This window comes from Iodobacter fluviatilis (assembly GCF_004194535.1).
GTDB lineage: Bacteria > Pseudomonadota > Gammaproteobacteria > Burkholderiales > Chitinibacteraceae > Iodobacter > Iodobacter fluviatilis_A.
On sequence record NZ_CP025781.1, the window covers coordinates 877,843 to 892,378 of the forward strand.

Here is a 14,536-nt window from a genome sequence, read left to right on the forward strand (position 1 = left end):
ACCCGCAGCAGCGGGTATCGTTTTATTTTTTCACATGTAATCCACATTCCTTATTTGCTGGATCTTCCCACCACCAACGGCCTGCTCGTACATCCTCGCCAATAGAAATAGCGCGGGTACAGGGCTCACAGCCTATCGAAGGATAATGCTGATCGTGCAGGGCATTGTAAGGTATGTTGTTATCTCGTAAATAGGCCCAAACTTCTTTTTCTGTCCATTCAATCAATGGGTTAAATTTTTCTAAGCCATTACCGCTATCGTATTCTTGATTGCCCAAATCGGTGCGGGTAGGTGATTGCTCACGGCGCAGCCCCGTTACCCACGCTTTTTTTCCCGCTAGAGCACGCTTTAAAGGCTCGATTTTACGAATCTGGCAACAAGCTTTACGTAGCTCAACTGATTCATAAAAAGCATTAATTCCGTGCTGATTTACAAAATTTTCTGTGGCCGCTGTTTGTGGAAAAAACACCTTAATCGGCTGACTTGGATATTGCTCAGCTGACTTTTGCATTAATGCATAGGTTTGCGCTGGCAAGCGGCCAGTATCCAAGCTAAATATATCGATATTTGCTTGTGATTTAGCGATTAAATCGGTAATCACCATATCTTCTGCACCAAATGAATTGGCAAATACTGCGGGGCTAAACTCACCGGCAATTTTATGCAGTAGCGCGATCGTCTCGGCCAATTTTTCTTCAAAAGTCATGGTGATTAACCCTTAATTAAGAGCCGAGATGGCTCAGCAAAAAACTATTTTTTGCACTAGAGAGCACACAAAATGCAAGAACTATCACAGAGAAAAACCAAGATAGTATCCCCAGTACTCGCTGCTTTTACTCCTGCCTTTGGTGTTTAGCTTAGTGAATAATTGATTTCAAAATACCAGCTTACTACCAATCAAAGCCAGCATCAGCGCCAAACAGGGACGTAAGACTGCTTCAGGTACACGGCCAGTTAAATGGCTGCCAAAATAGATGCCAGGCAATGACCCCATTAATAGAAACGATAAAAGATGCCAATCGATATGCCCCAAACCAGCATGACCCAAACCTGCCACCAAGGTCAGCGGAACCGCATGGGCGATTTCTGTACCAACCAAGCGTGATGTTGAGATCAATGGGTAAAGCAAAAATAAAGCCACCGTGCCCAAGGCCCCCGCGCCAATTGAAGAAAGCGTAACAATCGCCCCTAAAATCACCCCAACAACTAAGGTCAAGCCGTTTAGCCTAGCGGCAGGCAAATGAAACCAAGACTTTGCATGCTGCTGCCCCCATTTAAGCAATAGGGGTTTAAAAACAATCGCAATCGCAGTAAGCAGCAGCGCAATACCTAAGGATTGTTTAATCAACGCATTGATGGCTTGAAGATCGGAATGCAGATGGTGCAAAATAAATAGAGTAACAAGCGCAGCAGGTACACTACCTGCAGCCAACCAGCCCGTTATTTTCCAATCAATATTTTTCTTTTTATGGTGAACAAAAATACCACTGCCCTTGGTAATCGCGGCATAAAGCAGATCCGTGCCCACTGCGGTAGCGGGGCTAATACCAAACCAGAGCAGGATAGGGGTCATCAAGGAGCCGCCGCCCACGCCTGTCATACCAACAATAAAACCGACCAGCAGGCCTGCGATGATATATCCGAATTCCATGATGTTGCCTAAAAGCAAAACAGCTCGCCAGCATAGCAACTGGTTTTATAATCCCATAGACGAATATGTTAAGATTTTATACGAATGAGTTATTATGGTTTGCAGGACGCGTGTTTTGCGGATCAGGGAAGGCAACTTGCCCCCTATTCTGTGATGATATTTTTGTGAAAGGATTTGCCATGAAGTTGCAACAACTGCGCTATTTAGTGGAAGTGGCTAAACAAGGCCTGAATGTTTCAGAGGCCGCCGAAAAACTCCACACCTCTCAACCCGGCATTTCCAAGCAAATTCGCCTGCTAGAAGACGAATTAGGCGTACAAATTTTTATTCGCAATGGGAAGCGCGTGGTAGATATTACCGCTCCAGGTAAAGAAATTTTACGCATCTCTGAACGCATGCTGATGCAAGCCCAAAACTTAAAACGAATCGGCGAAGATTTTGTTAATGTGGAAGGCGGCAGCCTGACTATTGCCACCACCCACACCCAAGCACGTTACGCCCTGCCAGAACCCATTCATAACTTTATGCTGCGTTACCCTAAAGTGCGCTTTTCAATTAAGCAGGGTAGCCCTACCCAGATTAGTGAAATGGTGGTTGAAGGCTCTGCCGATATTGCGATTGCCACAGAAGGGATCGATCATTATCCTGAGCTGGCCATGCTGGATTGCTACAACTGGAACCGTAGCATTGTGGTGCCGCTTGGCCACCCGCTAACCACACTTGATCGACCAATCACACTGGAAGACGTGGCTGCTTGGCCTTTGATTACTTACGACTTTGCCTTTGCAGGCCGTAATAAAATTAACCAAGCTTTTGAAACAGCCAATCTCACTCCTAATGTTGTGCTGACAGCCATCGATTCAGACGTCATCAAGACTTACGTAGGGCTTGGCTTAGGCATCGGTATTTTAGCTAGCATGGCCTTTGAAGCTGAGCGTGACCAACAGCTCGTTGCCATCGATGCGTCGCATCTGTTTGCCGATTCCACCACCCGCATCGGTATCCGCAAAGATGCCTATTTACGTGGCTATGCTTACGATTTTATTGAGCTATTTGCCCCGCACTTAAGCCGCAAAGTAGTGCAAGCCGCCTTGATGTGCGATACCGAAGAGTAAGCTTAGGGGCACGGCATGCCGTGCCTTATTAGCCAAACCAATAGCTTCAATGAAGCTCACATAGGGCACGCCGCGCCCCTACAATTTATATCTATGTTCTCCTCCAGCGATAAAGCCGCCATCTACCTTGTGCTCTCTGATCATGAATCAGGCTCGCCCCGCCAATGGTATTTCTTAGAGCTGGCCGCACTAGAGGCAAAAGAGCCGCGCTCTAAACGGGCACGCTTTTGGATTTTTTTGCTGGCAAAGTTAGGACCAGCGTTGCTTACACCCGCATTGATTAAACGCGGCTTAAACGGCGCAATACTCTATCAAAACGCCGCCCAACATCGCTACCAACTCATCTGCCAGAGTTTAAACGACACTATCTTACTTAACGTTAGCCTATTAGCCCTGCTGGCGGGCTTTGAGCGGCTTACTGCATCGCTGCAGTTTTCCCTCTGGCTACTCGCTATTGGTGGGGTTGGCTGGCAAACTTGGCGAGCGCGCGCTACTTTTATCGAGCCAGCACCACACAGCCTACCCGGCGCTGAAGCCAGCCTTGGTCTATATGGCTTGTTAATTGCAAAGGGCTTAGCGCCAACCCTTGCCACACAGCTGCTTCATGACTTACGCAAACAGTCAGTACACGCTATCGCTTCGTTACAAAAACACCTACCTGAGCTCATCCCACCCACGGGCAGCCGCCATGCCAAATCGTTTAAAGCTTGCAGCTGGCTCATCCCCCTGCTGCCTTGCGCCTGGCTACTAGGCTTACTACCCGCTGATTGGGGCTGGATGATCTGCTGCATGCTGCTAATTGCAGCCACTTACCTTGTCAACCGACAATGGCAAACCCCCGCCTTAGTTGGCCTCGCCACGGTCTGTGTCTACGCACTGGCAAGATTAGTGCATTGGTGGTGAGGAGCGATCCCTTAGCAACCAAGATTACCTATTAATTAGCAGCAAGCCGCAACCTCCCTCTGCCCATACATCTTTCACTTGCATTTCATCTACATTCGGAGTATAATTTCTCTAAAGACAGAAACAAAGGAAATGACATGCAGCTCAGCCCAACTATGGAGAAATACATCGCTCACTGGGGCGAAATGGGAACTAAATGGGGGGTGAACCGCAGTGTGGCGCAGATTCATGCGCTGCTGTTTTTGGTAAACCAGCCATTAACTGCTGAAGAAATCAGTGAAACCCTAAGCCTAGTGCGATCCAATGTCAGTAATAGCCTAAAGGAATTGCAAAGCTGGGGGCTTATCAAAAAAGATCAACCCATATTGGGCGAGCGGCGCGATTATTTTATTGCCCTGCAAGATGTGTGGGAAATATTCCGTGTGATCACCGAAGAGCGTAAAAAACGCGAGCTAGATCCCACGCTCACCGTGCTCCGCCAGTGTGCGATTGAAGCCGAAACCGATACGGCGATCGAAGCTGCCACCCGTGTAAAAATGGATCAAGTGCTGGAGTTTTTAGAAGTGCTGCTGCATGGCTACGACGACTTTAAAAACCTCCCGCCCAGCGTATTGCTAAAACTGTTAAAAATGGGCGGAAAAATCGGCCAGCTGGCGGCGATGTTTGGGAAAGATGAATCAGCATAGTTTGGCACTGAGGATGGCGAAGCCCAACATTTTGATCATATCTCAAAGCTTCTTTTAGGGTCTGTTGACGTTTCATTCACGGCTGCGTTTGGCCCAGTTTTGGGGCTGAGCCGGAAAATGGCGAATGAAACGTCAACAGACCCTAGCACCAAGCTCCTATTTTTTTGCCTCACTACATAGCAACGATTAGATACAAGGAATAGAAAATGTCTGCCTACACTCTTTTTTATGACCATGCCTGCCCAATGTGCCGCCATGAAATGCTACGGCTTAAACGGCTGGATAAGCTGAATATCTTTACGCTGAGTAATATTAGCGCGCCTGATTTTGAGTTAACCACCGCCCCAGCCAGTATGGAAAAAATGCAGGCCCTGCTGCATATCCGCCGTGATGACGGGCTAGTTTTAATCGGAGTAGAAGCCATTGCCACGCTTTACCGTGCAATAGGCAAGGGCTGGTGGACTGGCCCGCTCATCTGGCCCGCAACGCGTGGTTTAGCCAGCTGGATTTACGCCCGCATCGCCCGCCATCGCTATGGCATTAGCGTTTTGCTTGGCTTTAACCCAGCCTGCCGCGATGGCGTTTGCAAACTGTAAAAATTTATGCATGTATTTCTCTTAATACAGAAACAAAAGAAAAAATGCCATCATCCAGCAAAAATTGCTCCGTCGTGACGTGCATTTATACGTTTAATCTCGCCCCAAAATTGTTTTAAGGTAAAACGCAATGAACATCTTATTACTCGGTGGTAGCGGGCTAATCGGCAGCCGCTTAAGCAAGGCCTTATTAGCAGCGGGGCATAACCTCACGCTACTTAGCCGCAGCGCAGGCAACGCGGCTGATTACACTTACATTCAGGCCGATTTTGCAGCGCTGCAAAGCGCTGATGACTGGCTACCCCATCTGGCAGGCATTGATATTGTGATTAACGCGGTGGGCATTTTTGCTGAATCTGCAAGGCAAAAATTTGCCGATATTCATATTGCAGCACCACAGGCCTTATTTGCCGCTTGCGAATTGACAGGTGTGCGGCGGGTGATTCAAGTCTCCGCACTAGGTGCAGCACCTAATGCACCTACAGCCTACTGGCGCAGCAAAGGTATTGCCGATGCCAGCCTTGCAGCATCAAGTTTAGACTGGACGATTATCAGGCCGTCTTTGATTTATGCGCCGGAAGGGGCCAGCTGCCGAGTGTTTTGCAGCCTAGTCACGCTACCCTGTATTGCCAACTTAAGCGGCGCGGCAAATGTGCAGCCGGTGCATATCGATGACCTGATTACGCTGCTAGTCAAGCTTACTGTGCAAGCACTTGCTATCAAACAGGTGATCAACGCCATAGGGCCTGAAGCCATGCCACTCAGCCACTGGTGGCAAAGTTTACGGCTGGCAATGGGGCTAGCCCCAGCCTTTAGTATTCCACTTGCACCATGGCTACAAAATATGGCGGCCAGATGCTTACCAAGTGCCTTACTCACCACAGATAGCTTCACCATGCTGCGCAGCGGTAATAGCGCCGATTCGCAGCTCTTTGCCACCTTGCTGGGAAGAGCTCCACAGCCCGCCCTTCCTACTCAACAAGATAAAACCGAGGTAAAGCGTCATGCTCTGTTGGGCTGGCTGCTACCGCTCTTACAAATATCTGTCGCTCTAGTCTGGCTCTGTACCGCTGCAGTTTGCTTATGGGCGTGGCCGCGTGCAGAAAGCTATGCCTTGCTTGGCAAGACAGGTATTCCAAGCGCGTGGCAGCCGTTGCTTTTTTATGGATCAGTGGCAATGGACTCCCTGTTTGGTGTGCTTTGCCTACTGGGAAAAGGCTGGCGTATGCAGCTCTACCTCGTATTGGCTTACAGCATCATTATTGCCTGCAAGCTGCCAGAGTTTCTGTGGCATCCCTTTGGCCCTTTGCTTAAAAACCTGCCGATCCTGGCACTGCTGATGCTGTTTGATCAGCTTGCATATCTTAAAAGGCCTGAGAAATGAACTACTACCTTACCCTCAAGTTTCTGCATATTTTGTCCGCCACGCTGATGTTTGGTACTGGCCTTGGCACTGCGTTTTATATGTTTGTGACCAATCGCAGCGGCAATGTACAGGCGATAGCCGTGGTTTCCCGCTGGGTTGTGCGTGCGGACTGGTTATTTACCACGCCAGCAGTAATTTTTCAGCCAATTTCTGGGCTGCTGATGGCTTACTCCTCAGGCTATCCACTGACCGCAAACTGGCTATGGATTTCTATGGCGCTCTACGCACTGGCAGGGGCTTGCTGGCTGCCCGTAGTGTGGATTCAGCTCAGAATGCGCGATATGGCACAAAGCGCAGCCCAAGATAACAGCGCCTTGCCAGCCAAATACTGGCGCTATGAGCGCATCTGGACGGCTCTGGGGTTCCCAGCGTTTATTAGCCTGATCGTGGTGTATTGGCTGATGGTGAATAAGCCTTTTTAAATTAACGCTTGCGAGGAGTAAGCCATGACCATCGTTCTGTATTTATTAGTCATCCAAGGGCTGATGGGGGCGTTTGATACCCTCTACCACCATGAATTAACCGTGGCCTTGCCAAGCGAAAAATCCGCCCAGCACGAGCTCTGTTTACATGCGGTCCGCTTCGCTACTTTATGCAGGGGTATTTGCTGGCCTTGCTTGGTTTGAATGGCGTGGCCTGTGGCTATGGGGCTTATCGGCGCTGATTCTGATCGAAATTATATTAACGCTTTGCGATTTTGTTGAAGAAGACAAAAGCCGCCTCTTACCCGCCACCGAGCGGGTCACCCACACCGTTTTAGCCATGAATGGCGGCGCGCTCTTTGGGCACTGGGCCATCAGTATTGCCCCAACTTGGGCCAGCCAGAGTAGTGATTTACACTTTGTAAGCTATGGCATCTTTAGCTGGGTATTAAGCCTGTTTGCGCTTGGCGTGGGTTTATCTGGCATTCGGGATGGATTTGCCAGCTGGAAAATTTTTAAGGAGGCACAGATCATGACAAGCAATCCCTTTTTTAACCTGCCACAGCAACGCATTTTAATCACTGGCGGCACCGGCTTTATTGGCGCAGAGCTAACAGAGCAACTGCTGGCCGCCGGGCATAGCCTCTGCCTATACAGCCGTCATCCACAGGCCACCTATAGCCGTTTTCAGGGCAGAGTACGGGCTTTTTCTAGTTGGCAGGCGCTGTCATCCAATGAGGGATTTGACGCGGTTATCAATTTAGCCGGTAGCCCAGTCGTTGGCCCGCGCTGGAGCGCTGCGCGAAAAAAAATCTTACTCGCCAGCCGCGTCGCCACAACCGAAGGCCTGCTGGGTTGGCTAGCCCGCGCTGCGCACAAACCCAGCGTACTCATTAATGGCTCGGCCATTGGCTATTACGGCTGCCGTGGCGATGAGCCGCTAGATGAAAATGCCGGCCCACAAGATGAATTTATGTCGCAACTTTGCCGCGAATGGGAGGCTGCGGCCTGCCAAGCAGAAGCCTTTGGTCTACGGGTAGTACGGTTGCGGCTTGGGCTCGTCTTTGGCCCAGGCGGCGCACTGCCTAAGCTCTTAATGCCTTACTACTTTGGTTTGGGTGGGCGCATGGGCGATGGCCGTCAGGTAATCAGCTGGATACACCGAGATGATGTGCTGGCCATCATCTCCCAAGCACTCAGCGATAGCCGCTTTAATGGCGCTTACAACCTTACCGCCCCCGAAGCCCCCACTCAAGCCCAGTTTGCCCAAACAGCCGCTCGCCTACTGCACCGCCCAAGCTTCTTCACTACGCCTGCGTGGCTGATCGACGCACTGGCTGGTGAAATGGGCGCGCTGTTTACCAAGGGCCAGCGGATCATTCCTCAGCGCTTGCTTGATGCGGGCTACCGCTTTAAATACCCAGACTTAGTCAGCGCTTTACAAGCGCAGCTTAGTAAATCCAAATGAGCCAAGCGCAGATTGGTAAACAACAATGAGCCAAGCCTCACTTTATCAGCAAGCCCTCGGCAGGGATTTTTCTTTACTGAGCCCCCTACTGCAAACCCTACACCTGAATGGGCAGCAGCTCTGGCAAGGGCAAGCCGATATAAAATGGGGTAAGCCACGGCTTATCCGTGGCCTACTTGGCTTGGCGATGCTCCTACGTATTTTGCCCGCAGAAGGGTGCAAAGTGCCCTGCCAAGTAAGAATTAGCCCAGATGCCCAAGGTGAAACTTGGCAACGCCGCTTTGCAAAAAACCCAATGCAATCGCGCCAAAACTGGCGCAATGGCCAGCTTTGGGAGCAAATGGGCCCGTTGGCACTGCAATTACATAGCCAAGTTATAAACGGCCAGCTGCTACAAATCAGCCAACAAGCCCGCTACTTTGGCCTGCCGCTGCCCTTACACGTACAGGCTAAGGAATGGGCCATCGCTGATAAGATGTATTTTGACGTTGAAATAAGCTTCAAACGAGGCGGCATGATTTTGCATTACACCGGCGAGCTAAAACAGTCAGCCACCGTTTAAACAAAGAAACCTATGAAAAAACTATATCTACTTGCCGGTAATGGCAGTGCAAGCGACTGGTGGGACGATGTTTTACCGCATTTTGAAGCCTATCTGCCACAGACCATAGAGCTGCCCAGCTTTGGCGACAATACCGAGCCGCTGCCTGATTCCTTGCAAGCGCTATCGCTTGCGTTAGAAAAACAACTAGAACCTGGCCATGCTATTTTGGCCAGCGGCATTAGTGCGCTGCCCGTTTTGCATTTACTGGTGCGCCGCCCCGGCTTTTTTTCACGCGTGGTTTTGCTTTCACCGGTAGGCGTTTTACTTTGGAAACGGCGTTTACCTCGGCTAATGGCCGTGCCTGGTGTATTAGCACTGGTACACACCTTGCTCTCCCGCTACCCCAAACTGTTTCACCGCCAATATGCCGCCGCTGGCTTTTCACCCAACTATCAAAGAATCGCCAGCGGATATCGTCGCTGCCGCGCTTTTCAAGCTTACTTTGGCTGGGTACAGCCCGATTCGGCGCTGACTTTATTTGAGCAGATCAATGATCCGATCGAGCTAGTCTGGGGAGCAAATGACAAGGTTGTCAGCCCCGCACACGCGGCAGCATGGGAGGCCGTGCTCTGCCGCGCCAATTTAACCGTCACCTTGCAGCCAGGCTGGGGCCACTATCCTTTCTGGCAGCAGCCTGCCGCCTTTGTGCAATGGCTAGAGCAAGGCCCGCCAGGCTTTGCAGCGCATACCAAGGCTGGGCGTTTACAACTTGCCCGTCATGCGGGGCTGCCCGTGCCCGCTTTAATCAGCATTCAACACGCGAATGACCCTAATTTAACCGCCTTTTTACAAACGGATGCGCCACATGGCTGGGCCGTGCGCTCATCAGGAGACGACGAAGACGGCATTGATATTGCCAATGCCGGACGCCACCAGACTTTTCTGCGCGTTGCCAGCCGTGATGTCGCCGCGAAGAGTGCAGATATTCTAGCGAGTGGTGTTAGAACCGTTGCCGTACAAGCAATGATCGAGCCGGTTTTATCGGGGGTAGCCTTTGTTCGCCCGCTGGCCGCACATATTGAATGGGTAGAAGGCCATTTAGCAGCCTTAGTGGACGGCACAGCCAGCCCTCACACCATGCTGCTATCTCGCATAGGTGGCGCATGGGGGCAGCAAGCCAAAATACTTAATCAGGTAGGCCCCGATCCGCGCCGCTTATGGGATTTTCTACAAAGTATTGTGGCAACGTTTCACCAAGCACATCTAGATATCGAATGGGCATGGGATGGCCAGCAGTTCTGGATGTTGTAGGCGCGGCCCGTGACGATTTACCCGTGGCAACGCTGGCTCACTTCGGCCAATATCGATGAAATCCTGCCCGAATCCCCCAGCCAGTGGATGGAAATGGCACAACGGGGAGCAGCTGCCAGCATTCCTCAGGTCTACGCCCGCTGGGACACGCGGGTGCTGGATGATAATGAGCCCTTTACGGCCATTTTTAATGATGCAAGCTATATCAATAGCGATCTATTCCTTGCCAGAATGGCCGACTGGGGCATGGATGGCCAGCAATATGCGCGTGAAATTGGCGGTAGCACGCCAGCCATGCCGAAGCGCCCTTGGCGCTGGCTTGCTTCCATACCGGTGTTTATCCGCATGCTATTTGCCAGCCGCCTTGCGATTAATCAGCTGGATAGTGGGCTGGCCCAGTGGCAGGCAGAATTAAATTACCTCCGGCAAAGCCGGAGGTTTATTGCTGGGGCGCCTCGAAGGCGCTGGTAAATCAGGAGCCGCCTAAAGGCGGCTAGAGGCCTAGCTTCATTTGATCGTAACGATCATCCTCTTTTGCCTGATTACGAATGTAGGATCGAACCATCTCTTCATCCAATCCAACTGTCGATACAAAATATCCTCGAGCCCAAAATACCTCTCCCGTGAAATTTCGTTGCCGCCCACCAAACTGACGTGCAATTGAAATAGCACTCTTCCCTTTAATAAACCCAACGACATTCGATATCGAATGCTTTGGCGGCACGCTCAAGCACATATGCACGTGGTCAATCATCAAATGGCCCTCAACAACGAGGCACTCCCGTTGCTTTGCCAGCTCTCGGAATATCTCTCCGAGGTGCTTACGCAACGCGCCATAAATCACTTTCTTGCGCCGCTTTGGAATAAACACGATGTGATATTTACAGTCCCATCTCGTGTGGCTCAAACTTTGATATTCTTTCACTTTGAAACGCCTTCTTTTGGTCGAGATAGAAGTTTCAAAGCGACCGACGTATAGGTCAAACCTTGGTGAGTCCCCCAGCAGACACAAGATACCAAACCGAGTAGATATTGACCAACGCCCTGATATTTTTGATAAAAGAAGTCGAGTTGGCGACTGGGAGGTAGATTTGGTTATTGGCGCAAATCACAAAGGAATGATCATTACCGCCAATGAACGACGGACAGGGTTGTCGTTACAAAAATTCGTCCCGAGTAAGCATGCCGATATTATTGCTATAGGAATTATTCAATTACTTTCGCCGGTTAAAGAATTTGTCCATACCATCACGATGCATAACGGTTTGGAGTTTGCAAAGCATGAATTCGTAAGCGCAGCACTTAAATCTGATGCTTATTTTGCAAAACCCTATTGCTCTTGGGAGCGTGGAAGTAATGAAAATACAAACCGACTTATTCGCCAATATTTCCCAAAGGGAAGTGGTTTTGAAAAAATAGATGAACAACAAATATTAAACTCAACAAACAAACTAAACCATCGGCCAAGAAAAATGCTTGGATACAAAACACCTGCTGAATTATTCGCAGAGGAAACGAAAATGAATTATAATGATGTGCTGTATTTAAATTCATTACATTTACTTTATTAATTTGGCGATAGCTTCGTTTTAGAATTCACCATATTAGGATATTATTATGAGTATAATTAAATTATTTTTTATTGCTATGATTGTTTTTCTTTCGCCTATAACTTCCGCGAATCTTTCTTGTGCAGGTAAGGTGGCGTATCTCGGTATGGATCAGGCTGGGCAGGTTATCCTGGCTAATGGATCAGGAATAAATACGATATGTAGCATTACTCCTGTAGGAAATTATCAAATAAATCCTCAGGCATGCCGAATGTTTTATGGGGCGCTTTTAGCTAATCAGTTAGCAGGTAGATCTGTTACGATTTATTACAATGATCCTGGCTTGACATCCTGTTCTCAAATTGGGCAATGGAGCACTCAGCCTAGTGCGTATTTTATTGAGCTTACAAATTGAAAAATATTTATATTTTTAATTAAATGGCTAACAACAATGTTATCAAATGATAAGGCTTGATATTTTGCTACGATTTTGTCGAATTTTTTATATTTCTTTATTTTTTTCTTTGGGATCAGGAACTGCACATGCGTTTAAAATTGATACGCATATTTGGGTAGGGCAACAGGTTATTAATGATTTAGCAGACGATGGGAAAATTACGATTAATCTTCGTGGTAAGCCCATAGTGCTTGATGTTCCTGCAGATGTAAAAGCAGCCATTCTTGCTAATAAAACTGAATATCTTTTAGGCAATATGGGGCCTGATTCAGCGCCTGATTTAATGGTTGGTCAGACAATTGTTCATCCTGGGGTTGAGGGGGCATGGAGCACAAGTGATTGGTTACAGTTTCTATTACAAAGCTCAAAAAACAACCCTGCAGGTAAATCTTATACCTATGGTTATTTAGGCCATGCTGCTGCAGATATGTTTGCACATACTTATGTGAATCAGTATGCAGGAGACGTGTTCAACTTGGCGGATGAAACTCTTGTGGAGCAACGCCATATTGCTTTAGAAGGATTTATCAGTAAATTGACGCCGCCTCTGCTTGATCATACGGGAAGGCCATTAGGAAGTGTGTCGGCTTTAGTTAAGCCTACGGATGCATTTGGGACTTTTGTCCGCGATACACTTGTAATGAATGATACTGTTCAAAATCAGTATAACCGCAGTCGCTATGGGCGTCATTTATCTGCATATTATGAATATCGCAGGACGATTGATGCTATTGCTCAGGATCCTTTTTGGCAGAAATTAGATGTAGAGGTTTTAAAATTATTTTCTTCTTCAGCAGGGCTTCCTTTATCAACAAAAAATGCACAAATTATTATAGAGAAAACTAATCAGGTTATTTCTAAATTACAGCGTGGTGAGGATAATATTCAAGCACAGGCTAATGAAATAAATGCGATTGTTCAGAGATTAGACAATAATATTTTTTTAGAGGTAAAGGGGCTTACTCAGCAACTTTTAAGTCTGGAAGATGAGATTCTTAGGATACATATTCAGATTAGTAATGAAGAAAGTAAAATTCGCCGTACAAGTACTTGCCCAGGTTGGTGGGATCCTGGTGGGAAATATTTGTGTAATAAATTAAATGATGAAATTGATAGCTTGAATCAGAAATTATGGAGCGCTGTTGGGTCTTTGCAGCAGGGTAAAAATAAAAAAAGAGAAGAGCTATTACAGACAGTAGTTGCTTTACGCGATGCAACTAAAAAAACAGAGCAATTAATGATTATTATCACCAATGCGCATATTGATTTTGGTCAGCGTATGGGGAAATCCACTTCGCCTATTCAGAGCGCATTGATTGGGTGGCGGAATGATATTGATATTGCGATGAGGGAGTATGTTAAAGCAACAAGCCAATCGTTGTTAAACACGACCGAGCCTTCTGGGAGTGCATTTGCGCCTATGAGACAGTGGTTTGGGTGTTATCACTTAAGTATTATTGGCCTAGCACAAGAGCTATCTGGCTGTGAAATACGTGATGGAGCGATGAAAGCTTTTTGGGCTGTAGATCGCGTACTTAAATTGGCTGATGATTTGAGCTTTGCGGGGGCGCTGTTAAATCTTCCATCGCCTTCGGATATTCGTTCTTGGCGTGATGCGCAGTTGCAGCGTGCTAAAGAGCGATTACTCTCTGAAGTTGCTCAAAGGGCTGAGGATTTATTACCAGCAGAAGCTCGAGATATTTTGCAGTTATTTAGCCAGGACATGAACGATCAGGCTTTAAATTCCTATTTTTCAAAGCCAGAAAATGGCATTAGCAAAGGATTATTAAGTATTCCAGATATTTCGGCACGGGTACGTGCAGAAATGAAAATTAAAAATAATGCCTTTGATCCCCAGAAGTATGCTGTCGTAAGTAATGCCATCACTTTAGCAAAGTTATCTTTGCTTGATAAAGAGGGCTTGATTAGATTTGCGAAAATTGCAAGTGCACCGCTGAATATAAATGGTAAATCGGTATTTTTTGAAACTGATAATATACTGGCGGGGTCATTAACTAGTATTGATGGCAACCATCAATGGATGCCTACCCCACCCCCTCGACCTAATGCGATGGGTGTGCCATATACAGCGTCTGCTTCATATGCAAGCCCCGCTGGTTTTGTGCCATGGCGTAAAGAGGTAAGGGAGTCTTTATTTCGTTCTATGTTTATTGGCCCTTTATCACCAGGGATAGATGCACCAAATGAGATAGGTTTCCCTTCCTTGTTAAAGGCTGATTATCCATATCGTTCATGTTCATCGAACCCATTTCCTGATGACCCTTTAGATAATAAATGTTTAATTGTTGGTATTTTGCCAATATTAATTATGTTGCTGGATTGATTTAATACTTTCTATATTTTCAGCCGGCTGGAGTCAAATCGTCATTCGTCAGTGCAATGGATG

The 14,536-nt window shown here is 47.8% G+C and carries 17 protein-coding genes; 14 read left to right on the forward strand and 3 right to left on the reverse strand.

Annotated features, from left to right (window positions below; all coding sequences use genetic code 11):
* Positions 1 to 22: 22 nt before the first annotated feature.
* Together C1H71_RS03785 and C1H71_RS03790 are read right to left on the reverse strand one after the other, a co-directional pair.
* Positions 23 to 706, reverse strand: a complete 684-nt coding sequence (locus tag C1H71_RS03785; RefSeq protein WP_130105377.1) for a phosphoadenylyl-sulfate reductase — start codon at positions 704 to 706, stop codon at positions 23 to 25.
* Positions 707 to 874: 168 nt separating this feature from the next.
* The gene (locus C1H71_RS03790) at positions 875 to 1,651 is read right to left on the reverse strand and encodes a sulfite exporter TauE/SafE family protein (protein WP_223145980.1); all 777 of its coding nucleotides are present in this window, start codon (positions 1,649 to 1,651) and stop codon (positions 875 to 877) included.
* A 179-nt stretch (positions 1,652 to 1,830) separates the two neighbouring features.
* Between C1H71_RS03790 and cysB the strand changes: the two genes are divergently transcribed.
* From cysB to C1H71_RS03840, 11 genes are all read left to right on the forward strand, one after another.
* Positions 1,831 to 2,766: an HTH-type transcriptional regulator CysB gene (cysB, locus tag C1H71_RS03795; protein WP_130105379.1), complete on the forward strand. Its 936-nt coding sequence runs from the start codon at positions 1,831 to 1,833 to the stop codon at positions 2,764 to 2,766.
* A gap of 15 nt (positions 2,767 to 2,781) precedes the next feature.
* Positions 2,782 to 3,669 (forward strand): hypothetical protein, encoded by an 888-nt coding sequence (locus tag C1H71_RS03800; RefSeq protein WP_130105380.1) that lies wholly within the window; start codon positions 2,782 to 2,784, stop codon positions 3,667 to 3,669.
* Positions 3,670 to 3,806: 137 nt separating this feature from the next.
* Positions 3,807 to 4,355: a GbsR/MarR family transcriptional regulator gene (locus C1H71_RS03805; protein WP_130105381.1), complete on the forward strand. Its 549-nt coding sequence runs from the start codon at positions 3,807 to 3,809 to the stop codon at positions 4,353 to 4,355.
* A 206-nt stretch (positions 4,356 to 4,561) separates the two neighbouring features.
* Entirely contained in the window at positions 4,562 to 4,951 is a 390-nt protein-coding gene (locus C1H71_RS03810) for a thiol-disulfide oxidoreductase DCC family protein (RefSeq protein WP_130105382.1), read from the forward strand.
* A gap of 130 nt (positions 4,952 to 5,081) precedes the next feature.
* Positions 5,082 to 6,335, forward strand: a complete 1,254-nt coding sequence (locus tag C1H71_RS03815) for an SDR family oxidoreductase (protein ID WP_130105383.1) — start codon at positions 5,082 to 5,084, stop codon at positions 6,333 to 6,335.
* Complete coding sequence (locus tag C1H71_RS03820; protein WP_130105384.1) at positions 6,332 to 6,799, forward strand: DUF2269 family protein; 468 nt, start codon at positions 6,332 to 6,334, stop codon at positions 6,797 to 6,799. The genes C1H71_RS03815 and C1H71_RS03820 overlap by 4 nt, the downstream gene beginning before the upstream one ends.
* 24 nt (positions 6,800 to 6,823) lie before the next feature.
* A complete protein-coding gene (locus tag C1H71_RS20920) occupies positions 6,824 to 7,003 on the forward strand; it encodes a hypothetical protein (protein ID WP_223145981.1) in 180 nt (59 codons plus the stop codon).
* On the forward strand, positions 6,948 to 8,267 hold the full coding sequence (locus C1H71_RS03825) for a TIGR01777 family oxidoreductase (RefSeq protein WP_223145982.1): 1,320 nt from the start codon (positions 6,948 to 6,950) through the stop codon (positions 8,265 to 8,267). Before C1H71_RS20920 ends, C1H71_RS03825 begins: the two co-directional genes overlap by 56 nt.
* A 25-nt stretch (positions 8,268 to 8,292) precedes the next feature.
* A complete protein-coding gene (locus C1H71_RS03830; protein WP_130105385.1) occupies positions 8,293 to 8,829 on the forward strand; it encodes a DUF4166 domain-containing protein in 537 nt (178 codons plus the stop codon).
* 12 nt (positions 8,830 to 8,841) lie between these two features.
* Positions 8,842 to 10,122, forward strand: a complete 1,281-nt coding sequence (locus C1H71_RS03835; RefSeq protein ID WP_130105386.1) for an alpha/beta fold hydrolase — start codon at positions 8,842 to 8,844, stop codon at positions 10,120 to 10,122.
* Between the two features lie 9 nt (positions 10,123 to 10,131).
* Positions 10,132 to 10,593 carry a hypothetical protein gene (locus C1H71_RS03840; protein WP_130105387.1) on the forward strand — a complete coding sequence of 154 codons (462 nt, stop codon included), beginning with the start codon at positions 10,132 to 10,134 and terminating at the stop codon, positions 10,591 to 10,593.
* A 22-nt stretch (positions 10,594 to 10,615) separates the two neighbouring features.
* Here the strand turns inward: C1H71_RS03840 and tnpA are convergent, their stop codons facing one another.
* Complete coding sequence (gene tnpA / locus C1H71_RS03845) at positions 10,616 to 11,047, reverse strand: IS200/IS605 family transposase (protein ID WP_130105388.1); 432 nt, start codon at positions 11,045 to 11,047, stop codon at positions 10,616 to 10,618.
* A gap of 1 nt (position 11,048) precedes the next feature.
* On the opposite strand from tnpA, the gene C1H71_RS03850 reads away from it, so the two are divergent.
* Genes C1H71_RS03850 through C1H71_RS03860 form a run of 3 tightly spaced genes read left to right on the forward strand, consistent with a single transcriptional unit; the run spans position 11,049 to position 14,473 of the window.
* Complete coding sequence (locus tag C1H71_RS03850) at positions 11,049 to 11,693, forward strand: IS30 family transposase (protein ID WP_130105389.1); 645 nt, start codon at positions 11,049 to 11,051, stop codon at positions 11,691 to 11,693.
* Positions 11,694 to 11,739: 46 nt separating this feature from the next.
* Positions 11,740 to 12,087 carry a hypothetical protein gene (locus C1H71_RS03855; RefSeq protein ID WP_130105390.1) on the forward strand — a complete coding sequence of 116 codons (348 nt, stop codon included), beginning with the start codon at positions 11,740 to 11,742 and terminating at the stop codon, positions 12,085 to 12,087.
* Positions 12,088 to 12,133: 46 nt separating this feature from the next.
* Positions 12,134 to 14,473 (forward strand): zinc dependent phospholipase C family protein, encoded by a 2,340-nt coding sequence (locus C1H71_RS03860; RefSeq protein WP_130105391.1) that lies wholly within the window; start codon positions 12,134 to 12,136, stop codon positions 14,471 to 14,473.
* Positions 14,474 to 14,536 lie beyond the last annotated feature (63 nt).